This is a genomic window from Dactylosporangium sp. NPDC051087 (genome assembly GCF_055586325.1).
The window spans coordinates 13,037-36,479 of sequence record NZ_JBVJIJ010000045.1 but is presented as its reverse complement, the minus strand read 5'-3'; the positions used below and the strand labels follow the sequence as shown (position 1 = coordinate 36,479).

Here is a 23,443-nt window from a genome sequence, read left to right as displayed (position 1 = left end):
CAGGTCCGCCACTATTCGGGTCCGTCCAGCAGGGGAGTCTTCCAACTGTGAGCGATCGGGGCAGAAGCCGCCGCACTGCGAGGCCGTCGAAGGCCACGCCGCCGAAGGCGGCACCGGACACCGAGGTCGAGCCCACCGACGTCGAGGGTGCGGAAAGCGACAAAACGCCTGAGGCGACCGCGCCGGAGGCCGTGACCGGCGCCGACGAGACGGTGTCGCTCGACAAGGACGACGCCGGGGACCCGGCCGACGGCGACAAGGACGCCGGGGACAAGGACGGGGACACGGACGCCGCCGCCGACCCGGCCGACGAGGCTGAGGCCGCGGCCGGCGCCGGCGACCCGGACGCTGCCGCCGCGGGTGACCCGGACGACGACGCGGCCGAGGACGCGGAGGACGACGACGCGGAGGCCGCCAAGGAGAAGCCGTCGTCGAAGTCGAAGACGCCGGCCCCGATGACGAAGGCGGAGAAGCGCGCCGCCGCCCGTATCGCCGCCGCGAAGGCCGCCCGCCGCCGCCGCGCCGGCCAGGCGATCGCCGGCACGATCATCGTCCTGCTGGTCGTCGGCGGCGCGTTCGCCGGCGTCTGGTATTTCGGCGACCGGGCCGAGAAGAACCGGGTCAAGTGCAAGCCGTCGGCCGACGCCGCCGCGTTCCCGCCGTTGCTCGGCGGCATGGACAAGGGCCTGGCCACCGAGCCGAAGATGACCACCGGCAGCGCCGACATCAAGACCGTCAAGCAGACGATCCTGATCAAGGGCGAGTGCAAGACCGTCAAGGCGGGCCAGACCGTCACGGTCAACTACGTCGGCGCGACGATCAAGGACGGCAAGGTCTTCGACGCGTCCTGGCCGCGCAAGAAGACGATCGAGATCCCGGTCGGCCAGAAGCAGCTCGGCAAGCAGCCGCAGGTCATCGAGGGCTGGGACGAGGGGCTCGTCGGCCTGAAGGTCGGCACCCGGGTCCAGCTCGACATCCCCGGCAGCAAGGCCTACGGCGACGACGCCCCCGAGGGCTACCCCGCCGGCACGCTGCGCTTCATCGTCGACATCCTCGACGCAAAGGACGCGGACAGCGGCGGCCTGCCCGCCGGCCTCGGCGGCTGACCCGCCCGCACGACACGCGACGACGGCCCCGCCGGGCACCTTCCGGCGGGGCCGTCGCCGTCCCGCACCGGGCACCGCCGGGTCGTCACCCGGTCCGTGTCTGGGCAGTGACGCCCCACGGCCTGCCCCCGGCGCGTACGCCGACGCCCCACGGCCCGGACGTCCGGAGCCGGCCGGACGGGTCGGTGCTACGGGGTGGTGGCGACGGCCCGCAGGCGGGCGACCACGCCCGGGTGCGGCCAGGTGCGCAGGCGGAAGCGTCCGGGGTCGAGGCCCGGCTCCGGCTCCAGGTCGACCTCGCGCTCCAGGGCCGCCCACGTGACGAGGAACGAGCCGAACGACACGTAGTCGGCCCGGGGCAGCAGCGTGTCGACGCCCTCGGGCCAGACCGTCACGGAGAACACGGACCGGTCCGGGCGTTCGGCGACGGTGACCGCCGCCACGTGCGCGCCGGTGTCCAGGTGCGGTGCCTGCGCGTCGTACTCGGCGGCGGCCATCAGGACCTCGGAGCGGTGCACGGCGGCGTGCAGCGGATGCCCGGGCGGCGCGGCGTAGGGCACCACGGCACCCGTCGCGTCGACCGTGTACGCCATCGTGGAGATCGGCCGGGCGGCGTCGCGGTACTCCTCCTCGACCACCGCGAACAGGGCACCCGCGGCCTCGTCGGCGGCCAGGAGCAGGCCCGTCGTGTCGGGCACGAACGCGACCGGGGTGCCGCCGAGCCGGTGCGCCTGCGCGGCGAGCCATCCGGGCAGGAGCAGGTGCGAGGCGCAGTACGCGTCGCCGTCGTCGACGATCCGGATCACCGCGGCGCCACCGGAAGGGTCACCGGAGGTGCTGCCCGGCAGTCCGGTGAGGTTGCGGCGGGCGCGGTCGAAGACCACCGCCGCGGGCACCCCCCACTGCGCGAGCTGGCGGGTCGTCACGTACATCATCGACGTCGGCTGGTCGACGGCAACGACCTCGTCGAGCATCGGCAGCGCCGGGCGGCGCACCAGTGGCGGCGACCCCGCGGGCACCCCCAGCCCGAACGTCACCGCCCGCAGCAGGGGTCGCAGCAGCGGCGCGACCTCCTCCCACGTGTCGGGCGCGCCGGAGGGGAACACGACGGCGGACAGGAAACGCGCGATGCGCTGCCGCCGCTCCTCCCGGCCCGCGTCGCGGCACTCACGGAAGATGTTGCCGAGGTAGGCGATCGACGGTGCCCCGGCGTCCTGCCCGCCGGCCCCGCCCCGGCCGCCGGCGCGGTGACCGCCCACCCGGACGTGGATGGCGAAGCGGTCGCGGTCGTAGCGGGCGTCGGCGACCCCGGCGTCCCGCAGCGCGGTCAGCACCTGCCTGGCGAAACGGTCCTGCCGGCTGCCGAACACCCCGTCGAGCATCCCCATGGCCAGGCACGCTACCCGACTTGATCAGCCAGTTCCCGTTTGTTTCCGCCCGTACCGGCAAAGCACAGGCATATGAGCAAACCGACTGTCGGTGAGGCGCTGATCGCCCGGCTGGCCGACTGGGGCGTCGACACCGTGTTCGGCCTGCCCGGCGACGGCGTGAACGGGATCATGGAGGGCCTCCGGCGCAACGCCGACCGGGTCCGGTTCGTCCTGGTGCACCACGAGGAGGCGGCCGCGTTCATGGCCGTCGCGCACGCCAAGGCGACCGGCCGGCTCGGCGTCTGCCTGGCCACGTCCGGCCCCGGCGGCATCCACCTCGCGAACGGGCTGTACGACGCGAAACTCGACCACGCGCCGGTCCTCGCGATCACCGGCATGCAGGAGTCGAGCGTCATCGGCACCGCGTACCAGCAGGAGGTCCACCTCGACCGGCTCTTCGAAGACGTCGCCGAGTACAACGAGACCGTCGGCAACCCGGCGCAGGTGCCGTCGCTGGTGGACATCGCGGTCCGCACCGCCCTGGCCCGCCGTGGCGTGGCGCACCTGACGGTCCCCAACGACGTGCAGGTCGCGACCGCCGGCGACAACCCGTTCGACGCGGTCGGCCCGGTCCGCGACCCGGCGACCGCGCCCGTGTGGGTCGCCCCGCCGGTGCGGCCCGCGGACGACGACCTGCAGGCCGCCGCGGACCTGCTCAACAACGCCTCGAAGCCGGCGATCCTGGCCGGGGTCGGTGCCCGCGGAGCCGGGCCGCTCGTCGAGCTCGTCGCCGACGTGCTCGGCGCGCCGATCGTGAAGTCGCTGATGGGCAAGATGGTCGTGCCGGACGACTCGCCGTTCGTGCTCGGCGGGCTCGGGCTGCTCGGCACCGCGCCCAGCGAGGACCTGATGCAGGAGTGCGACGGGCTGCTGATGGTCGGCACGAACTTCCCCTACACGAAGTTCCTCCCGGCGCCCGGGCAGGCGCACGTGGTGCAGATCGACGTCGAGCCGTCCCGCGTCGGCACCCGCATCCCCACCGACGTGCCGCTCGTCGGCGACGCCGCGGCCACCCTGGAGGCCCTGCTGCCAAGGCTGCGGCGGCGCACCGACCAGCGGTTCCTGCAGCGGTACCAGGAGAAGATGCGCGACTGGCGCGAGCGGCTGGAGGCGACCGAACGCGCGGACCGCGAGCCGATCGCGCCGCAGTTCCTGGCCCGGACGCTGGACCGGGTCGCCGCCCCGGACGCGATCCTCACCTGCGACTCCGGCACCGTCACCACCTGGGCGGCCCGGCACTGGCAGGCCACCGGCGACCGCGAGTTCTACCTGTCCGGCACGCTCGCCTCGATGGCGCCGGGGCTGCCGTACGCGATCGCGCTGCAGCACGAGTACCCGCGCCGGCAGGTCATCGCCTACGTCGGCGACGGCGGCTTCGCCATGCTCATGGCCGAGTTCCACACCGCGGCCCGGTACCGGCTGCCGATCAAGGTCGTCATCAACGACAACAACGCCCTCGGCATGATCGTCTGGGAGCAGATGGTCAACGGCTTCCCGGAGTTCGGCGTCCGCTACGGCGACGACCCGCAGCCGGACTACGCCGGGTGGGCGCGCGGCTGCGGGGCGTACGGCGCCCGCGTCACCGACCCCATCGCCCTGGAGAACATCCTCGGGGAGGCCCTGGCGTTCGACGGGCCGGCGCTCGTCGACGTCGCGGTCGACGCCGACGAGCCCCCGATGCCGGCCAAGGTCACCTACCAGCAGGCGGTCAAGTTCGCGGAGGCGTTCATGCGCGGCCAGCCGCACAAGGCCGCGATCGCCACCACGCTGCTGAAGGACCGCATCACCCGCCTGTGAGCCGCCGCCGGGCGACGACGCGGCGGCTGCGGTGCCGTCCCCGGCTCCGCATCGACCGTGTCCACCGGCGGGCCCGCAAACGGGTCCGCCCGAGGGTCATCGTGATACCGCCCGGAATGTCCAGGCCGCCGAGCCCGGCGACGCCGCCCACGAGCACCACCCCGCCGATCGCGACGAGCCCGGTCCCGGTCAGCAGGTACATCGTCGAATCCTGCTCCTGGACGGACTGCTGCCCGGTGGTCTGCGCCGTGGGGACCATCGCCGGGTCCGGTCTTCGCGCGTGCGCGGCGCTCAGCGAGCCGACCGCGATGGCGGCCCCGGCGACGCACACCCATGTCCGAGTTCTCATATTCGCGTACGCTAGGTCGCAAACGGGTGACTCGTCGCTCACACCATTTCACCTGCGACAGGTGAGAGAACCCCTCACCCGTGGCATTGTGTGCCGGTGCTGATCTACAAGATCCTGCTGCCCGCCGAGTGGGCCCGCTTCGAGGCGGACGGCCGGTTCGACGGCTCGCCGCTGGACCTGCGCGACGGCTACATCCACTGCTCCTCCCGGGACCAGCTCGCCGGCACCGCGCTGCGCTACTTCGGCGGCGAGCCCGACCTCGTCGTCGTCGCGGTCGACGTGCTGACCATGGGCGAGTGGGTGCGCTGGGAGACCTCGGCCAACGGCGGCCTGTTCCCGCACGTCTACGCGCCGCTGCCGCGGGCGGCCGTCGCCGCTGTGCACCGCATCGCCGGCGCCTCCTCCGTCGACGAGGTCGTGCCCTAGCCCGGGAAGCGGCGGAGGCGTGCCCGGGCCGGGAAGCGGCGCAAGGTCGTGCCCTGAACCGCCCGAAACCGGACCAAGTATGGTTCTGGACCATGGACGAGGGGCGATCCCGGAGCCGGTGGACGATCGACGCGGTGGCGGTGGCCGGGTATCTGGCCGGTGCCCTCCTCCTCTGTGGACGGTTGCTCGCGCATCCGGGGCAGCGGCTGCCGTACACACCCGGTGACCGCGTCCTCGCCGAATACTTCCTGGCGTGGGCGGCGCGGTGCGTGCGGACCGCCTCGAACCCGTTCGTGCTGGACCGGCTCAACGCCCCGGCCGGCGTCAACGGGATGGCCAACACGACGATGCTGGGGCTGGGCCTGCCGCTGTCGCCGGTGACGCTGCTGTTCGGCCCGGGGATCGCCTTCGACCTGCTGGTCGTGCTGACCCTCGCCGCGACCGGCGCCACCTGGTACTGGCTGCTGTCCCGGCACGTCGTCGAGCGCCGGGGCGCCGCCTGGGTGGGCGGGCTGGTCGCCGCGTTCGCGCCGAGCGTGGCCAACCACGCGACGTTCCACCCGAACCTGACCGCGCAGTTCCTGGTGCCCGTCATCGTGTGGCGGGTCGTGAAGCTGCGCGACGCGCCGGTGCGCGGCGGGCTGATCCTCGCGGCGCTGGTCGTGTGGCAGATCTTCATCAACGAGGAGACGCTGTTCATCACGGCCCTCGCCACGGGGGTGTTCGGGCTGCTGTGGCTGGCGCAGCGGCCCCGCGAGGTGCGGCTGCCGAGCGTGCTGGCCGGGCTCGGGGTGACGCTGCTCGCGACGGCGGTGGTCCTGGCGTACCCGCTGTGGTGGCAGTTCTTCGGCCCGAACGCGTACCGCGGCGGCGAGAAGCAGATGACCGCCTTCCACACGGACCTGCTGGGTCTCACGTCGTTCTCGCGCAACTCGGTGGCGGTGCGCTACAGCGAGTTCCAGCCGGAGCCCGGGTTCTCCGCCGAGCAGCACGGCTACTTCGGCTGGCCGCTCGTCATCGCGGTCGCCGCCGTCGTCGTCTGGCGGTGGCGGGAGCCGCTCGTGCGGTCGGTCGCCGTCACCGGCGCCGTGTTCGCCGTGCTGTCGTTCGGCACCGAGCTCACGCTGTACAACCGCGGCACCGGCATCCCGGGCCCCTACGCGCTCCTCAGCCACCTTCCGCTCTTCGACACGCTGCTGCCGACGCGGCTCGGCGAGGCGGCCACGTGGGCCGTCGCGCCGCTCGTCGCGATCGGCCTGGACCGGCTGCCGGCCCCGGGCGACGCGCCGGGGAGCCTCCGGGTGCTGAAGGCCGGACTCGTCGCGGCGGTGCTGGTGCCGGCGGCGCCGGTGCCCATCAAGGTGATCGACCGGCCGGCGGTCCCGTCGTTCATCGCCTCGGGACAGTGGCGCTCCTACGTCCGGGCCGAGGAGTCGGTCCTGGTCGTGCCGCTCGCCACCTTCGAGCACTGGACGTCGATGAGCTGGGCCACCGCGACGGGCGCCGACATGCGGATGTCGCACGGCTACTTCCTCGGCCCGGCCGGCGGCGTGCGGGGCAACCACGCGACCGTCGGCGCCCCGGCCCGCCCGACCGACCGGCTCATCAACATCGCCACCGGCTCGCGCCAGGTCACCCCCGTCACCGACGCGGACCGGGAGCAGGCCCGGCTCGACCTCGCCTACTGGCGCACGTCGATCGTCCTCGCCCCGGACGGTGCCGGGGCCGCCGCCGAGCGGGGCACGCTGGACGCGCTGCTCGGGCCGGGCCGGCTGGTCGGCGGCGTGTGGCTGTGGGACGTGCGTTAGAGGCGCTGCTCGAGGACCTGGCCGGGCCAGTCGGCGCCGCTGGCCAGCCGGACCGTGAAGGTCTCCGTCGGGGTGAAGCCCTGCCGGCGGTACCAGCCGACGAGCGCCCGGTCGTCGCCGGCGTAGCAGTCGACGCGCAGCAGCCCGATCCCGCGCCGCACCGCCAGGACCCGGGCGTGGTCCAGCAACAGCGTGCCCAGTCCCCGGCCCTGCCGCGCCCGGTCGGTGACGAGCAGGTTCACGTACAGCTCCGGCTCGTAGACGACCGGGATGTTCTCCGGCGCCTCACCGACGACGACCGCACCCACCGTGGCGCCGCCGATCTCGGCGACGTGCAGGTGCCCCTGCGGGACCCACCGCATCATCGCGGTCAGCCGCCGCGGGTTCGTCGAGTGCGGCTCGGTGCCCCACTGCCCGGTCCGCCCCAGCCCGGCCAGCCAGCGGGTCGCGCCGTCCAGCAGCCCCAGGACCGGCTTCACGTCGGCGAGCGTGCCGGGCCGCACGCACGCGTCCGGGGTCGCGAGGGACAGCTCCAGCTCCAGCTCGTCGCGCAGCGGGATGCCGGACTCGCCGGCCTCGCCGATCTGCGGCTTGCGCAGGCGGGCCCGCTGCACCGCGCCCGGGCGCACGTCCCGGACGCGCATGCCGCGGCGCTGGTAGAAGCGCAGCGCCTCGAGGTTGTCGCTGGTGGTGATCAGCCACAACCGGGTGCGGCCCGCGTCGGCGGCGACCGACCGCGCCGCGTCCAGCAGCGCCGTGCCGATCCCGGCATGTGGACGCGTCACGTCGAGCGTGACGATTTCCAGCCCTGTCGCGGCGAGCTCGTAGGTGAGCAGCCCCACCCGCTCGCCCGTCGCGTCCTCGGCGACCAGACCGGGCAGCCGATCGGCGTCCCGACCGTTTTCTCCCGTGATGACGTGGACCGCACCCCACGAATTGATGAGCAATTCTTGCAACCAGGGCAGATCGGCCCCGACAACCGCTCGTACTGACACACGGGCACTCTATCGGTGAAATTGAATTTCGCAGATGCTGGCAAATTCGCGACACTCCGATGTGCGAGGTGTTGGGCCATGATTGCGGAGGGCATCACCGGGGAGGGGGCGGACTTGGACGGACTCACGCGGGCGGGCAAGCCCGGCTGGGTCGTCGGCGTCCTCGCCCTTGTCCTGGCGATGCTGTTCGGCGCGACCATCGGCGCGCCCACCTCCCACGCCGGCGTCACCCATCAGCTGCTCGCGCCCGACCATCACGACCACGGTTCGTGGTCGACCGGTGGCGACGACGACCAGCAGCAGCCCCTCATGCTGCACGCCGAGGGCGAGCAGGTCGAGACCCCCGAGGTCACGGTCCACGCCCTCGCCCAGCTGACCGCGGGCACCTTCGCCCAGCTGGTGCCGGTCCTCCTCGCCGAGCCACCGCCGGGCGCCCGCACGGACCACGCGCCCGACCGTTCCGTGCTGCAGGTCTGGCGCACGTAGACCGAACTCCCACCCCCGTCGTTGTTGTCAGGCACCTCGACACGGTTGGAGTGATGTCATGTCCGCAACCGCGGACGTTTCCCGCATGCGTTCGGTCATCGTGACCGGCGCCTCCAGAGGGCTCGGCGCGGCCCTGTTCCACGCGCTGCACGCCGACGGTGCCAGGGTCCTCGGGCTGGCCAGGTCCTTCCCCGCCGAGCAGCAGGCGCTCGCGGCGCGGCACCCGGCGTCGGTGCGGCTGCGGTCCACCGACCTCGCCGAGGCGGTCAGCCTGCCGGCGGAGGCGGAGCTGGCCGCGTTCGCCGGCGCGACCCACCCCGAGGACGAGGTGGTGCTGCTGCACAACGCCGCGACGGTCGAGCCGATCGGCCTCGCCGGCGAGCTCGCCCCCGAGGACGTGTTCGCCGCGGTCCAGGTCAACCTGGTCGCGCCGATCCTGCTCACCAACACCTTCCTGGCCGCCTTCGCCGGCGACCCGGCCCCGCGGCTGCGGATCGTCTACGTCGCCTCCTCGGCGGCGCACCGCAGCTATCCGGGCTGGGCGACGTACTGCGCGACGAAGGCGGGCGCGGAGGCGTTCATGCGCTGCGTCAGCGAGGCGGCGAGCCGCGCCTGCACGGTCGAGATCGTCGACCCGGGCGCCATCGAGACGCAGATGCAGCGGACGCTGCGGGAGCGGGGGACCGGCCTGCCCGGGCACGCCCGGCTCGTCGAGCGGCACCGCGTCGGCGACATCGGCGACCCGGACACGGTCGCGAAGCAGCTCATCGCCAGGCACTTCCCGCCGCTGGTGGCGATGGCGGCGTCCTGAGCCGCACCCGGGCGACCGGCCCGCCGCCACGTGCGGAGGTCCGGCCGCCCGGGTACGGTATCGCCATGCCGGACACCCCGCCTCCAGTGATCGTCGTGATGGGTGTCGCCGGCACCGGCAAGACCACCGTGGGGGAGCTGCTCGCCGGCCGGCTCGGCTGGAAGTACGCGGAGGCCGACGACTTCCACCCGGCCGCCAACGTGGCGAAGATGGCCGCCGGTGAGCCGCTGACCGACGAGGACCGGGCGCCGTGGCTCGCCGCCATCGTCGCGTGGGTCGACGAGCACGCCGCCGCCGGCACCCCTGGCGTCGTGACCTGCTCCGGCCTGCGCCGGGTGTATCGCGACCAGCTGCGCGACGGCCGCCCGCAGGTGCGGCTGGTCTTCCTCAACGGGTCCCGCGAGCTGATCACGCAACGGCTCGCCGCCCGCCACGGCCACTTCATGCGCGTGGAGATGCTCGACAGCCAGTTCGCCGCCCTGGAGCCGCCCCAGCCGGACGAGGACGTCACGGAGGTGTCGATCGACGCCACCCCCGAGCGGATCGTCGACGAGATCACGGCGCGGCTGCGCCTGTCCTGACCCCCGGGTCTAGGTCAGGATGCCCGCGGCGGTCGCCGCCTCGACCCAGGTGTCCCATTCGTCGGCCATCGCCTCCGCGAACTGCAGGTCGGTGCACGTGAGCAGGTCCAGGGTCTCGGTCGACGACTTCGTGTCGACGTTGTCCAGGAGCCGCTTGGTGTCGTCGAGGTCGTCGAGTGTCTGGAAGTACTCGACGGGCTTGACGGCCAGGAGCTTCAGGAACACCGGGTAGCGGGACAGCTCGCACACGACCTTCGTGGTGGCCCGCCGGCTGTCGGGGCCGCCGTCGGCGACGACGATGCAGAAGATCGGCGCGGTCGTCGTCTCCGCCTCCGCGAGGACGGCCGCGAGGGCGTCGGCGAGGTTGGTGGTGCCCATCCAGCCCTGGTGGATCTCGCGGTCGACGACGCCGCTGTAGTTGTCGACGGTCACGGGCACGACCGGCAGGACCTTCGTGTCGAACGGGATCACCGGGACGGTGCCGTCGATGTCGATCTGCAGCGCGAAGCCCAGGGCGCGCTCGACCAGGGTCTGCACCGCCCCGTTCTTGTAGTCGGGGCGCATCGAGCCGGAGTGGTCGAGCACCAGCATCGCCTGGGCGCGGATGCCGCCGAGACCCCGCCTGCTCAGCGCCAGGCCGGCCTTGTCGGCGCGCTTGGCGAGGTCGACGTGCCCGGACTCGCGGACCTTGGCGAGGTTCACGGCGGGCGCCCCGGAGGAGTCCTTGACGAGCGCGACGGACCGCGCCGCGGTCAGCTGCGGTTTCCCGGCCATGATGCTGCCCTCCTGGTAGTACCCCCTCTCACGACCGTAACCCGTCGAGGGACACCGTTTGTCCGCAGGGGCCGCGCCGCAATTCCGGGCGGTGTAAACATTCATACAGCGGGCGCCACCCGGGCGGTGGACTGAATTGAATGTGAATCGCGCTCCGGCCGCACTCACAGGAGTGAATTCGTCGGCGACGGTGAGCGCTGCGTATACGACCCCGGCGCCCTCTGCAAGTCCTGTCCCGGGTGGACACCGTCATTGTTTGCTTCTCCTCGGCAATACGCCGTTCAGAGGAGGAAGCACGTGAAACTCGCGTCATTACTCAGCCTGGTGCTGACCGCAGGGGCGGTGACCGTCTTCTCGGCGGCGACCGCCGCGCAGGCCGCTCCAGGTGTCACTCCGCCCAGCGTCAGCCTGACCCTGGGACCCGGCCAGTCGGCCGACATCGCCAAGCACGTCGAGACGGCGCCGGTGCCGCCGAAGCCGGACATCGTCTTCCTCGCCGACACCACGGGCAGCATGACCGGGCCGATCACCGACGTGCGCACCAACGCCGCGTCCGTGATGAGCCAGATCGCCGCGGCGCAGCCGGCCGCGCAGTTCGGGGTCGCGGAGTACACGGACGTCGACGACGCGACCCCCTTCGCGGTCCACCAGAACATCACCGCCGACCAGGCCGCCGTCCAGGCCGGCATCGACCTGTGGACCGCGAGCGGCGGCGGTGACTTCCCCGAGGACAGCCTCAACGCGCTCTACAACCTCGCCGACGGCGCCGTGACCTTCCGCGACGGCGGCACCCGCATCATCGTGATGTTCGGTGACGCCCCGTCGCACGACCCGAGCCTCGGGCACAACCTCGCCGACACCGTCGCCAAGCTCAACGCCGCGCACATCCGGGTCGTCGCCGTCGACGTCGGCGCGATGAACACCGGCGGGCAGGCCGAGGCGATCACCTCCGGCACCGGCGGCGTCTACCTTCCCGACGTGCCCGCCGGCGAGGTGAGCGCCGCGATCCTCGCCGGCATCCAGGCGATCCAGGTCAAGGTCGCTCCCGTGGTCTTCGACTGCGCCGCCGCCCTGACGGTGACCTTCGCGCCCGCCGAGAGGACCGTCGACAGCGGCGCGACCGCCGACTTCACCGAGCACGTCGCCGTCGCCGGCACGGCCGCGCCCGGCACGTACACGTGCAAGGCCGACTTCAAGGTCGACGGGGTCAGCCAGGGCGCCGCCTTCGTCCAGACCCTGTCCGTCAAGGTCATCGGCATCTCGATCGACGACGTCGTGGTCAACGAGAACGCGGGCAACGCGACCTTCACCGTCTCGCTCTCCGCCGCCTCGACCGCCCCGGTCGGCGTGAACTACGCGACGGCCGACGGCAGCGCCGCCGCCGGCGCCGACTACGCCGCGAGCTCCGGCACGGTCACCTTCCCGCCGGGCCAGACCAGCAGGCAGGTCACGGTGCCGATCATCGACGACGCGGTCGACGAGCTCGACGAGACCTTCACCGTCAACCTGTCCGCGCCCAGCGGCGCGGCGATCGCCGACGGCACCGGCCTCGGCACGATCGTCGACGCCGACCGCAACGGCACGTTCTCCTGCACGGCCCAGGTGCTGCGGGTCGGCCCGCTGTCCTCGCCCGCGGCGAACCCGGCCAACGTCCCCTGCGCCGACGACAGCAAGGTCCTCGCCCAGCTCACCCTCAACTCGGGCCTGATCAAGGTCGAGACGAAGACGCTCGACGCGAACACCGCGCTGACCCCGGACAACCTCAACACCACGCCGGCGGCCGGTGACAACGGCACCGCGACCGCCAAGGTGGAGCAGGTGAAGATCACCGTCGGCGGGGTCGCCCCGGTGACGATCGAGCTCGGCGTGATCCAGGCCACCGCGAAGGCGACCTGCGCGACCGGCCCGGGCGGGCTCGCCCCGGTGCTGTCCGGCTCGTCGAACATCTCGTACCTGAAGATCAACGGGATAGCGGTGACGGTCGGCAGCGCGCCGCTCACCGTGCCGCTGGTGGTCGGCTCGCTCAAGCTCAACGCGACCACCACCACCGCCACCAGCGTCACCCAGCAGGCCGTCGTCCTCGACACCCTGCTGACCGACGTGGTCATCAGCGAGGCGCACGCCGACATCCACGGCAGCGCCGCCAACCCGACCGGCAACCCCTGCCGCGTCTGATCCCCGCCACATCTGACGGCCGCCGGGAACATCCCGGCGGCCGTCGCTGTTGACCATGGTTTGTGACCGAGATTCCGCTTTCCGTCCTTGACGTCGCGCCCCGAGCCGCCCACGCGTCCGCCGGCGACGCCCTGCGCAACACGACGGAGCTGGCCAGACGCGTCGAAGCCCTCGGATACCGCAGGTTCTGGGTCGCCGAGCACCACAACATGCCGGCGATCGCGAGCTCCTCACCCGCGGTGCTCCTCGCCCACCTGGCCGCCGCCACCTCCACGATCCGCGTCGGGTCCGGCGGCGTCATGCTGCCCAACCACGCGCCGCTCGTCGTCGCCGAGCAGTTCGGCACCCTGGAGGCGCTGCACCCCGGCCGGATCGACCTCGGCATCGGGCGGGCGCCCGGCACCGACCAGTACACGGCGCTCGCGCTGCGCCGCACCATGGACGGGCTGTCCGCGGAGAACTTCCCCGAGGAGCTGCAGGACCTCATCGCCTACTTCACCGGCGACGACGCGCAGCAGCGGATCCTCGCCTCACCGGGGCGCGGCGACAAGCCCGACGTGTGGCTGCTCGGCTCCAGCGGCTTCAGCGCCCAGCTCGCCGGGCTGCTCGGCCTGCCGTTCTCCTTCGCCCACCACTTCTCCAGCGCCAACACGCTGCCGGCCCTGAAGCTCTACCGCGACAGCTTCCGGCCGTCGCAGTGGCTCGACGCGCCCTACGCGATGGTCGCCGTCAGCGCCGTCGCCGCCCCGACCGACGAGGAGGCCGAGTTCCTCGCCGGGCCGAGCCAGCTGTCGTTCCTGCGGCTGCGGTCCGGCCGGCCCGAGGCGATGGCCACGCCCGAGGAGGCGGCGGCGTATCCGTACAGCGAACGGGAACGCGAGTTCATCCTCGACCGGCGCGACGGCCAGGCCCTCGGGTCCCCGTCGACCGTCCGGGCGCAGCTGACCGAGCTGCTGGACCGCACGCAGGCCGACGAGCTGATGCTGACCTGCATGGTGTACGACATCGACGCCCGCGCCCGGTCGTTCGCCCTGATCCGCGAGCACGTGGCGGCGCACCTGACCCGTTAGGCCATCCGGCGGGTGAGCTCGGCGGCCCTGTGCAGCTGCACGGATCTCGCGGTCCGCAGCACGTACCGGCGCAGCAACGACGGCGAGTCGACGGTGACGGACTCGGTCACCTCCGTGCCCTGATCCCTCGGGACCAGGGTCACCACGGCCCGCAGGCGCACCCGGCCGGGCGAGACGACCTCGCTGGTCACGGTGCGCGCGTCCGGGTCGAGCGTCATCGTCACCCGGATCGGGTTGGTCCAGAAGCGGAAGCGTTCGAGGGCCACGTAGGTGACCCGGTCGCCGTCGGTGCGGACGTCGCGGACGGCGACGACGAGCGGCGACAGGCCCACGTAGGACCGCGGGTCGGCCAGGTGCGCGTAGACCCTGGCCGGCGCGGCGGCCACGGCGAACGTGTGAGCGAAGGCATCGACGGGCATGGCCCCAGACGGTAGCGTGGCCGATCTATCGGCGGTTGCCCTTCCCGGCCGTCGGTGTTTTGTCGGCTCTTGGTCGGATGGCGGCCGGCCCGATCATCGGCGAGGATGGCGGGCGATCTTGCGCGTCGCGCGCAGGCGGCCGGCGTGAGCGAGGTGAGGCGAGTTGAATAAGACCTGGGTGCGGCTGCGACCGGTGGTCGAGAGCGATCTGGGAATGTTCCGCCGGTTCGTGACGGAGCCCGGCCTGGCCGGCCCCGCGTGGTCCGGCTACCGCGAGCCGACGGGCCCGGCCCGGCGGTTCGCCGAGGACGGCTTCCTCGGCGACCACGACGGCCGGCTGATGGTCGAGGCCGACGAGACCGCCGCCGGCTACGTCAGCTGGGAGGCGTGCGGCACCGGCTGGTCGCGGTACTGGAGCATCGGCATCATCCTGCTGCCGGAGTGGCGTGGCCGCGGCGTCGGCTGGCGCGCGCAGACGCTGCTGTGCGACTATCTGTTCGCCAACAGTGCCGCGCCGCGGATCGAGGCCCGGACCCAGCCGGAGAACATCCCGGAGCAGAAGGCCCTGGAGAAGGTCGGGTTCCTCAGCGAGGGCATCCTGCGCTCCGCGGAGTTCCGCGACGGCGCCTGGCGGGACGTCCTCGTCTACGGGAAGCTCCGTGGGGACCGCTGAGTTCTACATCTACGAGATGGTCGTCGGCTCCGTCCTGCGGCACCTGGTGTCGCCGCTGGAGCCGGACGAGGTCGCCGAATACGGGCTGGCGCCGGAGGCGGTCGTCGGGCTCCTCGCCGTCGGCGTCGGCGGGCCGGCCGCGATGCAGCCGGACCACTTCGAGGAGAACCCGGCGTTCGTGCGCTTCCTGCACGAGATGATCGCCGACGACATCTTCGTCGTGCCGGGCATCCGCGAGCAGGCCTCCGTGGTCGGTGAGCACGGCTGGGTCGACGTCCTCGACGCCCGCACCCCGGACCCCTCCGGCGACGTCCCGGCGCACGACGTCATCGGCAGCGTCGAGGTGCGCGACGGGGTGCTGGTGCCCATGTCCTACCGGCCGAACGACGACCACCGGCTGCTCACCGGGGACGGGTTCTTCAAGCTTCCCGAAGAGCTCGAGATGTCGCTGCTGAAGCGGCTGCACGCTACTATGTGCTGATCGTTACGCGACTTTGGGTGTTCGGGCTGGCCGCCCTCGCGGCCCTCGCCCTTGCGTGTGAGGGCGGCGCCACCGCGGACCCGGCCCCGTCCGGCGGCACGACCACGACCATGGTCGCCCTCGGCGACTCGCTCACCACCGCGTTCGCCTCCTGCCTCGCGCCGTCGCCGTGCCCGCGCAACTCGTGGTCGACCGGCGACGGCACCCGCGTCGACAGCCACTACCGGCGGCTGCGCGGGACCAGCCCGGGCCTCCGCGGGGTCAACTCCGCCCAGGGCAGCGCCCGGGCCGACGCGCTCGCCGCGCAGGCCCGCACCGCGGTCACCGCGAAGGCCGCCTACGTCACGATCCTCATCGGCGCCAACGACGCCTGCCGGCCCACCCTCGACGCGATGACCCCCGTCGACACGTTCCGCCGCCAGGTCGACGACGCCCTCGCCGTGCTGAAGGCGGGCCTGCCGCAGGCCCGCGTCCTGGTCGTCAGCATCCCCGACGTCAACCGGCTGTGGGAGGTCGGGCACACCAGCCAGGTCGCGGTGAAGGCCTGGTCGCTCGGGATCTGCCAGGCGCTGCTCGCCGCGCCCACCTCCACGGCGGCCGCCGACGTGGCCCGCCGCAAGGCGTTCGGGACGCGGGTCGATGCGTACAACAGCCAGCTCACCGCCGCCTGCAAGGCCTACGGCGCACGGTGCAAGGACGACGGCGGCGCCGCGCACCGGGTCGCCTTCACCCTCGACATGGTCGTCGCGCAGGACTTCTTCCACCCGAACTCGGCCGGGCAGAACGCCCTCGCCAAAGCGACATGGCTCGGCCCGCCGGACTGGTGACGGCCCCGCGGATTCGGCGCTAGGCTCATCACGGTCCGCCGCGGCGTCGCGGCGGCCTGCCGGGACGCAGGAGGCGACGGATGACCGCGGATCCCTCGGTGTGGCGGGTGAAGGGGATGCCCCTCGCCCCGGCGACCGGCCACGGCCCGCTCGACGGCCTGCGGCTCGCGGTCAAGGACCTGTTCCAGGTCACCGGCTTCGCCGTCGGCGGCGGCAACCCCACCTGGCTCGCGTCCGCCCTGCCCGCCGCCGAGGACGCCCCGGCCGTCGCCCGGCTGCGCGCCGCCGGCGCGGTCGTCCAGGGGATCGTGCACACCGACGAGCTCGCCTACTCGCTCTCGGGCACGAACGTCCACTATGGTGCGCCGCCCAACCCGGCCGCGCCGGAGCTCGTCACCGGCGGCTCCTCCAGCGGCCCCGCGTCCGCGGTCGCGACCGGCCACGCCGACATCGGCCTCGGCACCGACACCGGCGGCTCGATCCGGGTCCCCGCGTCGTGCTGCGGCCTGTTCGGGCTGCGCCCCACCCACGGCGCCGTGCCCACCGACGGCGTGCTGCCGCTCGCGCCGTCGTTCGACACCGTCGGCTGGATCACCGCCACCGCCGCGAACCTGACCCTCGTCGGCTCCGTGCTGCTGCCCGACGGCCCGTCGGACCCGCCGGCGCGGCTGCTCACCGTCGACGGCGTCGACGCCTCCCAGTTCGGCCTGCCGGTCTCGACCGTCACACTGTCCACCTGGGACGATCCCGACCCGCTGCTGCTGGCGTTCCGCCGGGTGCAGGCCGCCGAGGCGTGGCGGGCGCACGGCGCCTGGATCGCCGCGCACCCCCGCGCGCTCGGCGTCGACGTCGAGGACCGCTTCCGCTTCGGCGCGGCCGTCACCGCCGACGAGGAGGCCGCCGCCCGCTCGCTCATCGCCGGGCTGCGGGCGCAGCTGCTCGACCAGCTCGCCGACCGCGACGCGTGGCTGGTCCTGCCGGCCGGCGGGCCCGGCCACCCGCGCGACCTGAGCCTCACCGCGCGCGACACGTGGCGGCGGGACACGCTGCGGTGCTCGGTGCCGGCCAGCGCCTACGGGCTGCCGAGCGTCTCCGTCCCCACCTCGGCGGTCCCGCCCGCCGGGCTCGCCGTCATCGCGCCGCCCGGCCACGACCGCGGGCTGCTCGCCCTCGCCTGATCCTGGTCTTTGCCGGGGGCATCGCCGATGTGGGGTGTCGTGCATACTGTGCCGCCACCCCTCGGCCCGGAGCAGATGATGAGCGACCCCTTCGACGGCATGGAAGACTGGGCCAAAGAGGCCGAGCGGAGGGCGAAACGGGCGGAGCGGCGACGCCGGCTCGGCCTGGCGTTCCGGTTCCGCTCCGAGCGGGCGCGGACCGTCGCCTGGTTCCTCAGCGCCGCCGTCGCCGTGGTCCTGCTCGCCGCCGCGCTGCCGGCGATCCGCACCCACCTGCCGGGCTCCGCCTCTGCGGACACCGACTCCGCCGCCGTTTATGCCACGCAGGCGGTGCCGTCGGGCGTCACCGTCACCACGACGGCGAGCGCCGCGCCCACCGACCCCTTCGAGGGCACCGCCGCCGCGACCTACCCGAAGGGTGAGGCCGGCATCACCCTGCCGGCGGCGACCGCGGTCACCGGGTTCACCGCCGCGCAGGTCGACGCGGCGCTGCGACAGGTCCGCACGGCGCTCGTCGCCGCCCGCCTCGACCAGCGGATGCTCACCGGCCACGACCCCGCCCCGTTCCTGGCGCTGCTCGCCCCCAACTCGGCGTCCAACATCAGGCCCTGGTTCGACCGCAGCACGTTCAGTACCCTCGCCACCTGGATCGACCCGTCCGCCCGCCTCGACGCGGCCGAGGAGGTGCGGGTCAGCGGGCGGGTCACGTTCGCGTCCGTGTCCGTCGACGGCCTGCAGACGCTGCAGATCACCACGAACTTCGTCTGGGTCTACGCCTTCACCGGCAACCCCGGCCATCCCCTCGCCGCCGCGCACGACGAGGTCCGCTGGGACTTCCCCGCCACGGCCCGCCTCAGGGCCGGCGACAAGGGGATGTGGGTCGGGCACAGCGACGGGTACCTGGCCTGGATCGACTGCGCCGCCGCGCGCAAGGGGATGCTGGCGCCGTTCAAGGAGAGCGCCGCCGACGTGCGGGGCCCGGCCGACACGGAGGACCTCGACGCCTACCTGAAGCCCGACCACACCCTGGACATCGGCGACGACTGCGCCATCTCGCCGTCGCCGTCGCCGTCTTCGCCGCCGTCGCCTTCGTCTGCGGGCTGACCCGGCCCGCTGCCGTGGTGCGCCCGCCTTTCTTCGGACGGGCCGTCGGTAGCATGCGATCATGGCGCTGTTGCACCGGGCGGACCTGACGCCCAGCAAGCTCGAACTGCTCACCGCGTGGCTGCCGGGCCGGGTCTGGTACACCGGACCGGCGGACCCCGTCCTGGCGAAGGTCGGCGCGTTCCGGTTCGACGACCCCGCCGGCGAGGTCGGCGTCGAGACGATGCTCGTGCGGGCCGGCGACGGGCCGGTCCTGCAGATCCCGCTCACCTACCGCGGCGCCCCGCTCGACGGCGCCGACCGGTGGCTCGTCGGCACGACCGAGCACTCGGTCCTCGGCCGCCGGTGGGTGTACGACGCGACCGGCGACCCCGTCTACGCCGCCACGCTCGCCCACACGATCCTGACCGGCGCCGCCCAGGCGGTGGAGGAGTTCGAGGTCGACGGCGTCCGCCGGTCCCGCCCCAGCGACGTGCAGACCACCGCCTCCGGTTCCTCCTCACCGGCCGCCGCCGTCACCGGCGTCGTCCGCGTGGATGACGGGGACCCGTCCGTCATCGCAACCGACGTGCTGGACCTGACCGTGTTCAGGGTCCTCCAGGACGACCCGGACGTCGCGCCTTCCGCGCCGACCCTCACCGCCACGTGGGAGGGCAGCACGGCACCGCGCCTCCTCGCGTACGCCACCATGCGGTGAACCCTCCGCCGGCGTGCGTGTCCGGCGGGATGTAGAAGGTCAAGCGCATCGTCTGGCCCCTGGTGGCCGCCGCACCCGCGGCGGCCAGCTTCGACCACGCCGGGCCGTTCCTCGACGCATGATCCCCGGACGGTCCGATGTGGACGCCCGCCGCCGGGCACCCCGTGCGGGTCTGTCGCGTTCGCAATGGCGCGGCACCCCGTGCGGCTGTGGACCCGGATCGCCTGCCCCGGCCACCCGTTCACCCGGCGGGCGGGTGGCGGGTCACCCACGGCGGCGCTTCCGTGCGGGATGCTGTCGGGGTGACCGAACTTCGCGTGCTCCGTGGCGGCTCCGGCACCCCGGCGGTGCTCCTCCTGCACGGCCTCGGCGCCACCGCCGACGTGTGGGACGACCTGACCGCGCTCCTCGACTGCGCGTGGGTGGCACCCGACCTGCCGGGGCACGGTGGTTCGGCGTGGCTGGACGGGTACACGTTCGCCGGGGTCGCCGACGCCGTCGCCCCGCTGGTCGACCCGCGCGGGACCGTCGTCGTCGGGCACTCGTTCGGCGGGGTGGTCGGCCTGCACCTGGCCCAGCTGCCCGGCGTGCGTGCCGTCGTCGGGCTCGGCGTCAAGGTCGCCTGGACCCGGGACGAGCTCGGCCGCGCGGCCGCGGTCGCCCGGAAGCCGCCGATCATCCACCCGACCCGCGAGGAGGCCGCAACCCGCTTCCAGCGGGTCGCAGGGCTCGTCGGTCTCAAGGACGACGCGCCCGGCGCGGCGGTCGTCCGGGACGGCGACGGCTGGCGGAGCACGCACGACCCGCGGACGTTCGCCGTCGGCGAGCCCGGCGTCGCCGCCCTCCTCGCCGCCGCGCCGGTCCCGGTCGTCCTCGCCCGCGGGGAGCACGACCGGATGGTCAGCCGGGAACAGCTCGCCGCGCTGGTCCGGGAGCCCGTCGACCTCCCCGGCCTCGGCCACAACGCCCACGTCGAAGACCCCGCCGCACTCCTGCCGGTCATCGCCGCCCTGCGGTGAGGACACGCCGCTGCGCTGGGCGTCGACGGTTCCGTTCCGATCGGCCGGCACTGATCTACGATCGGCCCGGTGCGGATCATGACCTGGAACGTCTGGTGGCGGTTCGGCGACTGGCGGGCCCGGCACGGTGCGATCCTCGCGACGCTGCGGGCCGAGGAGCCCGACGTGTGCTGCCTGCAGGAGGCCTGGGCGGTCCACGGCGGCGAGCATCAGGTCGAGGTGCTGGCGCGGGAGCTGGGCATGCACTGGGCGTACAGTCCGTCGCCGGCGCCGCGGCGCTGGCACGACCGCATCGGCGACACGGGCGTCGACGTCGGCAACGCGGTGCTCAGCCGGTGGGCGATCGCCGCGACCGCGATCGGCGACCTCGGCGGTGAGGGCCGCACTGTGCTGCACGCCCGGGTCGACGCGCCCGGCGGGCCGGTGCCCGTGTTCACCACCCATCTGGACTCGAAGCCGGACGGTTCGGCGGACCGTTGCGCGCAGGTCGAGCGGCTCATGCCGTTCGTCGCCGCGCACCGCGCCGACGGTCACCCGCCGGTGCTCACCGGCGACTTCAACGCCGAGCCGGACTCCGACGAGATGCGCCGCGCCGGCGGCCACCTGACCGCGCCGGTCGTGCCCGGACTCGTGATGGTCGACGCGTGGCGGTACACCGGCGGCGGCGAACCCGGCTGGACCTGGGACCGCCGCAACCCGCACGCCGCTGAGCACGGCGCTCCGAGCGCCAGGATCGACTACGTGCTGGCCGGGCTGCGGGGCGGCGGGCGCGGCGTCGTCCAGGGCGTCCACCTGGCCGGCACCGAGCCGCGCGACGGCGTCTGGCCGTCGGACCATTTCGCCGTCGTCGCCGACCTCAGCTGAGACGCCACCGCCGCCGGACGCCTGAACGGCAGCGGTGCCAGCCGGACGCCAGGCGCCGGGTCAGCGCGCCGGCGTGCGTACGGGTCGGTGGGCGGCGACGGACACGGCGGCCTCGGCGAAGGCGCGGATGACGACGTGGCAGCGGGAGCCGTCGCCGGCGAGTTCCGGCTGGAACAGGGTGCCCATCAGGAACGGGTGGCCGTCCAGCTCGGCGACCCTGACCTCGCCGCTGTCGTCGAAGCCGGTGAAGCGCAGCCCGTGCCTGGTGAGCTCCGGCAGGTAGCTGTGGTCCAGCCCGTACGCGCAGTGATAGCGCTCGACGGACCGCTCCACGCCGAAGACGCGTTCGGCGAGGGAGCCGGGGGTCAGGTGGACCGCGCCCTCGTGGCCGACGAGTGAGCACGCCAGGGGCACGATCAGCTGCGGTGAGGCGCCGGGGTCGGACTCGCCGTGGTGGACGTCGGCGATGCCGCAGACGGTGCGGGCGAACTCCAGCAGCAGATGCTGGAAGCCGCCGCACGTGCCGAGGAACGCGATGCCGTGCTCACGGGCGACCCGCACCGCGTGCAGGGCGCCCGCCTCGCTGAGATACGGGCTCCCCGGCAGCAGCCAGATCCCGTCGAACCCGGCGAGGTCCGTCGCCTCGGCGTCGGAGGTCGGGATCCAGTACGCGTCGACGCCGATCCCGTGCTGTGCGCGCAGCACCTCGAGGAGCCCGGGAATCCTGGTGTGGGAACGCACGTGCGGAGAGCGGTCGCCGACGAGGGCGACACGGGCGGTGCGGGTCGGTGCCATGCGTTTCACTCTCCTCCTGGAGGAGGGCATCAGTCCAACAACTGATGTGCGTACCGCGATAAGCGATACTGATGTCGTGGACCCGCACCTGCTGCGCACGTTCGTCGCCGTCGCGGGCTCGGGCTCGTTCTCCGAGGCCGCACGGGAGCTGGGCTACACGCAGTCCGCCGTGTCGCAGCAGATCGCCGCGCTGGAGTCCGACCTGGGCACCGCGCTGCTGCACCGGCGTCCCGTCGCGCCGACCGACGCGGGCGCGCGGCTGCTCGAGCACGCCGGTCCGATCCTGCTGCGGCTGAGCGCGGCCCGCGCCGACGTGGCCCGGCTGGCGGGGGAGCCCGCCGCGACCGTCGTGCTCGGCGCGACCCCGTGCGCCGGCAGCGCCCGCGCCGCGGCGGTGCTGGCCTCGGTGCAGCGGGCCATGCCCCGCGTCCGGTTCACGCTGCTGGTCGCCGGGCGCGACGCGGTGGCCACCGGGGTCGCGACCGGCACGCTCGACGTCGGGCTCGTCGACGGCGTGACCGCGCCCAGCGACCCGTTGCCGCTGCCCGACGCGGGTCAGCTGGTGTCGTCGGTCCTGGCCGAGTCCACCGCCGTGGCGGTGTTCCCGGTGGGTCATCCCCTCGCCGGTCGCCGCCGCATCGGGCTTGCAGAGCTCGCCGACGCGACGTGGATCGACGCCCCCGACGTCGCCACGCCGCTGCCGCAACTGCGGGCCCTCGCCCACAGCGGCGGCTTCCGCGACGGGTTCGCCTATCCGGGCACCGACACCGGCGGCCTGCTGGAGCTGGTCGCGGCCGGCGCGGGCCTGGTGCTGCTGCCCGGCCCGTTGACCCATCCGGGCGTCGTCGGCGTCCCGGTCTCCGTGCCCCGGCTCGTCCATCGGACGGAGCTCGTGCACGGCTCGCTCACCCCACCGGCCAGAGCCCTCGCCGACGCCTTCCGGCCGTGACCGGGGGCGCCCGCTCGGCCTTCGCCTTCACACGCCGGAACGCCGTCCGTCCGTCCGTCCGCCGCATGATGCCGTGCTGTCCGGCGTGAACCGTCAGCGGGACCGGGGCGTGGGCGGGGCGCTCAGTCGTCGCCGGTGACGGTGAGGTTGGGCTCGGTGCCGGCGCAGGTGACCTGGGCGCGGACGTCGGCGCCGCCGCTGCGGGCCTTGAACCGCAGCGACGCGACCGCCGCCGGACCCCGCTCCACGTGGTCGCTCTCGAACCCGGAGCCCGGCGTCCACGACCGCAGCGTCACCAGGCCCGCCTCGCACACCGCGACGATCGTCCCGCCCGGGGTCGTCAGGGCCCGCACGACCCCGCCCTGCCCCGCCGACGAGGGCGGTGCGGACGGCGTGGACGGCGCGGCGGAACCCGGGGACGTGGACGGCGGCACGGGGGCGGCGGACGCCGCGGCCAGCAGCGCGTCGACGTCCGCCTCGCTGTACGGTGCGTCCGACGTGCCGAAGATGCCCTGCCGCATCGACCCGACCGCGCCCGTCGCCAGGGCCGTGGCCAGGGCGACGGTCAGCAGCCAGGCGCCACCCGCGAGGACCCACCGGCGGAGCAACGTCGTCGACATGTACACCAC

General features: G+C 73.7%; 25 protein-coding genes. 18 read left to right on the top strand and 7 right to left on the bottom strand.

Annotated elements, in window-relative coordinates:
* Positions 1 to 47: 47 nt before the first annotated feature.
* Positions 48 to 1,106, top strand: coding sequence for an FKBP-type peptidyl-prolyl cis-trans isomerase (locus ACZ6TV_RS50115; RefSeq protein ID WP_465307876.1), 1,059 nt, complete (start codon positions 48 to 50; stop codon positions 1,104 to 1,106).
* A gap of 188 nt (positions 1,107 to 1,294) precedes the next feature.
* Here ACZ6TV_RS50115 and ACZ6TV_RS50110 read toward each other — a convergent pair whose 3' ends face one another.
* Positions 1,295 to 2,494, bottom strand: a complete 1,200-nt coding sequence (locus tag ACZ6TV_RS50110) for a DUF1444 domain-containing protein (RefSeq protein ID WP_465307874.1) — start codon at positions 2,492 to 2,494, stop codon at positions 1,295 to 1,297.
* Between the two features lie 72 nt (positions 2,495 to 2,566).
* On the opposite strand from ACZ6TV_RS50110, the gene ACZ6TV_RS50105 reads away from it, so the two are divergent.
* Complete coding sequence (locus tag ACZ6TV_RS50105; RefSeq protein WP_465307872.1) at positions 2,567 to 4,333, top strand: thiamine pyrophosphate-dependent enzyme; 1,767 nt, start codon at positions 2,567 to 2,569, stop codon at positions 4,331 to 4,333.
* Here ACZ6TV_RS50105 and ACZ6TV_RS50100 read toward each other — a convergent pair.
* Positions 4,320 to 4,682: a hypothetical protein gene (locus ACZ6TV_RS50100; protein ID WP_465307870.1), complete on the bottom strand. Its 363-nt coding sequence runs from the start codon at positions 4,680 to 4,682 to the stop codon at positions 4,320 to 4,322. The genes ACZ6TV_RS50105 and ACZ6TV_RS50100 overlap by 14 nt on opposite strands.
* 96 nt (positions 4,683 to 4,778) lie before the next feature.
* On the opposite strand from ACZ6TV_RS50100, the gene ACZ6TV_RS50095 reads away from it, so the two are divergent.
* Complete coding sequence (locus ACZ6TV_RS50095) at positions 4,779 to 5,108, top strand: DUF952 domain-containing protein (RefSeq protein WP_465307868.1); 330 nt, start codon at positions 4,779 to 4,781, stop codon at positions 5,106 to 5,108.
* Positions 5,109 to 5,200: 92 nt separating this feature from the next.
* The gene (locus tag ACZ6TV_RS50090; RefSeq protein WP_465307866.1) at positions 5,201 to 6,916 is read left to right on the top strand and encodes a DUF6311 domain-containing protein; all 1,716 of its coding nucleotides are present in this window, start codon (positions 5,201 to 5,203) and stop codon (positions 6,914 to 6,916) included.
* On the opposite strand, the gene ACZ6TV_RS50085 is transcribed toward ACZ6TV_RS50090, so the two are convergent.
* Positions 6,913 to 7,863: a GNAT family N-acetyltransferase gene (locus tag ACZ6TV_RS50085; RefSeq protein WP_465307864.1), complete on the bottom strand. Its 951-nt coding sequence runs from the start codon at positions 7,861 to 7,863 to the stop codon at positions 6,913 to 6,915. The two genes, ACZ6TV_RS50090 and ACZ6TV_RS50085, sit on opposite strands and share 4 nt — an antisense overlap.
* Before the next feature lie 162 nt (positions 7,864 to 8,025).
* On the opposite strand from ACZ6TV_RS50085, the gene ACZ6TV_RS50080 reads away from it, so the two are divergent.
* From ACZ6TV_RS50080 to ACZ6TV_RS50070, 3 genes are all read left to right on the top strand, one after another.
* Positions 8,026 to 8,397, top strand: a complete 372-nt coding sequence (locus ACZ6TV_RS50080; RefSeq protein ID WP_465307862.1) for a hypothetical protein — start codon at positions 8,026 to 8,028, stop codon at positions 8,395 to 8,397.
* Positions 8,398 to 8,482: 85 nt separating this feature from the next.
* Positions 8,483 to 9,208 carry an SDR family NAD(P)-dependent oxidoreductase gene (locus ACZ6TV_RS50075; RefSeq protein ID WP_465307860.1) on the top strand — a complete coding sequence of 242 codons (726 nt, stop codon included), beginning with the start codon at positions 8,483 to 8,485 and terminating at the stop codon, positions 9,206 to 9,208.
* A gap of 65 nt (positions 9,209 to 9,273) precedes the next feature.
* Positions 9,274 to 9,789: a gluconokinase gene (locus ACZ6TV_RS50070; RefSeq protein ID WP_465307858.1), complete on the top strand. Its 516-nt coding sequence runs from the start codon at positions 9,274 to 9,276 to the stop codon at positions 9,787 to 9,789.
* Positions 9,790 to 9,798: 9 nt separating this feature from the next.
* Here ACZ6TV_RS50070 and ACZ6TV_RS50065 read toward each other — a convergent pair whose 3' ends face one another.
* A complete protein-coding gene (locus ACZ6TV_RS50065) occupies positions 9,799 to 10,563 on the bottom strand; it encodes a VWA domain-containing protein (protein ID WP_465307856.1) in 765 nt (254 codons plus the stop codon).
* A 297-nt stretch (positions 10,564 to 10,860) separates the two neighbouring features.
* Between ACZ6TV_RS50065 and ACZ6TV_RS50060 the strand changes: the two genes are divergently transcribed.
* Positions 10,861 to 12,738 (top strand): Calx-beta domain-containing protein, encoded by a 1,878-nt coding sequence (locus ACZ6TV_RS50060; protein ID WP_465307854.1) that lies wholly within the window; start codon positions 10,861 to 10,863, stop codon positions 12,736 to 12,738.
* Between the two features lie 62 nt (positions 12,739 to 12,800).
* On the top strand, positions 12,801 to 13,808 hold the full coding sequence (locus tag ACZ6TV_RS50055) for an LLM class flavin-dependent oxidoreductase (protein ID WP_465307852.1): 1,008 nt from the start codon (positions 12,801 to 12,803) through the stop codon (positions 13,806 to 13,808).
* Here ACZ6TV_RS50055 and ACZ6TV_RS50050 read toward each other — a convergent pair.
* A complete protein-coding gene (locus tag ACZ6TV_RS50050) occupies positions 13,805 to 14,227 on the bottom strand; it encodes an SRPBCC family protein (RefSeq protein ID WP_465307850.1) in 423 nt (140 codons plus the stop codon). The two genes, ACZ6TV_RS50055 and ACZ6TV_RS50050, sit on opposite strands and share 4 nt — an antisense overlap.
* Positions 14,228 to 14,390: 163 nt before the next feature.
* On the opposite strand from ACZ6TV_RS50050, the gene ACZ6TV_RS50045 reads away from it, so the two are divergent.
* From ACZ6TV_RS50045 to ACZ6TV_RS50010, 8 genes are all read left to right on the top strand, one after another.
* Positions 14,391 to 14,900, top strand: a complete 510-nt coding sequence (locus tag ACZ6TV_RS50045; RefSeq protein WP_465307848.1) for a GNAT family N-acetyltransferase — start codon at positions 14,391 to 14,393, stop codon at positions 14,898 to 14,900.
* Entirely contained in the window at positions 14,887 to 15,381 is a 495-nt protein-coding gene (locus ACZ6TV_RS50040; RefSeq protein WP_465307846.1) for a hypothetical protein, read from the top strand. The genes ACZ6TV_RS50045 and ACZ6TV_RS50040 overlap by 14 nt, the downstream gene beginning before the upstream one ends.
* Before the next feature lie 17 nt (positions 15,382 to 15,398).
* The gene (locus ACZ6TV_RS50035; protein ID WP_465307844.1) at positions 15,399 to 16,208 is read left to right on the top strand and encodes an SGNH/GDSL hydrolase family protein; all 810 of its coding nucleotides are present in this window, start codon (positions 15,399 to 15,401) and stop codon (positions 16,206 to 16,208) included.
* A gap of 80 nt (positions 16,209 to 16,288) precedes the next feature.
* Positions 16,289 to 17,386 carry an amidase family protein gene (locus ACZ6TV_RS50030; protein WP_465307842.1) on the top strand — a complete coding sequence of 366 codons (1,098 nt, stop codon included), beginning with the start codon at positions 16,289 to 16,291 and terminating at the stop codon, positions 17,384 to 17,386.
* Positions 17,387 to 17,425: 39 nt separating this feature from the next.
* Positions 17,426 to 18,490: a hypothetical protein gene (locus ACZ6TV_RS50025; protein WP_465307840.1), complete on the top strand. Its 1,065-nt coding sequence runs from the start codon at positions 17,426 to 17,428 to the stop codon at positions 18,488 to 18,490.
* 61 nt (positions 18,491 to 18,551) lie between these two features.
* Positions 18,552 to 19,187 carry a CG0192-related protein gene (locus ACZ6TV_RS50020; protein WP_465307838.1) on the top strand — a complete coding sequence of 212 codons (636 nt, stop codon included), beginning with the start codon at positions 18,552 to 18,554 and terminating at the stop codon, positions 19,185 to 19,187.
* A 302-nt stretch (positions 19,188 to 19,489) separates the two neighbouring features.
* Positions 19,490 to 20,206, top strand: coding sequence for an alpha/beta fold hydrolase (locus tag ACZ6TV_RS50015; RefSeq protein WP_465307836.1), 717 nt, complete (start codon positions 19,490 to 19,492; stop codon positions 20,204 to 20,206).
* A 78-nt stretch (positions 20,207 to 20,284) separates the two neighbouring features.
* The gene (locus ACZ6TV_RS50010) at positions 20,285 to 21,070 is read left to right on the top strand and encodes an endonuclease/exonuclease/phosphatase family protein (protein WP_465307938.1); all 786 of its coding nucleotides are present in this window, start codon (positions 20,285 to 20,287) and stop codon (positions 21,068 to 21,070) included.
* Between the two features lie 60 nt (positions 21,071 to 21,130).
* Here the strand turns inward: ACZ6TV_RS50010 and ACZ6TV_RS50005 are convergent, their stop codons facing one another.
* Complete coding sequence (locus ACZ6TV_RS50005) at positions 21,131 to 21,865, bottom strand: CTP synthase C-terminal region-related (seleno)protein (RefSeq protein ID WP_465307834.1); 735 nt, start codon at positions 21,863 to 21,865, stop codon at positions 21,131 to 21,133.
* Positions 21,866 to 21,941: 76 nt separating this feature from the next.
* Between ACZ6TV_RS50005 and ACZ6TV_RS50000 the strand changes: the two genes are divergently transcribed.
* Complete coding sequence (locus ACZ6TV_RS50000; RefSeq protein ID WP_465307832.1) at positions 21,942 to 22,814, top strand: LysR family transcriptional regulator; 873 nt, start codon at positions 21,942 to 21,944, stop codon at positions 22,812 to 22,814.
* Positions 22,815 to 22,936: 122 nt separating this feature from the next.
* On the opposite strand, the gene ACZ6TV_RS49995 is transcribed toward ACZ6TV_RS50000, so the two are convergent.
* Positions 22,937 to 23,434: a hypothetical protein gene (locus tag ACZ6TV_RS49995; RefSeq protein ID WP_465307830.1), complete on the bottom strand. Its 498-nt coding sequence runs from the start codon at positions 23,432 to 23,434 to the stop codon at positions 22,937 to 22,939.
* Positions 23,435 to 23,443: the final 9 nt, after the last annotated feature.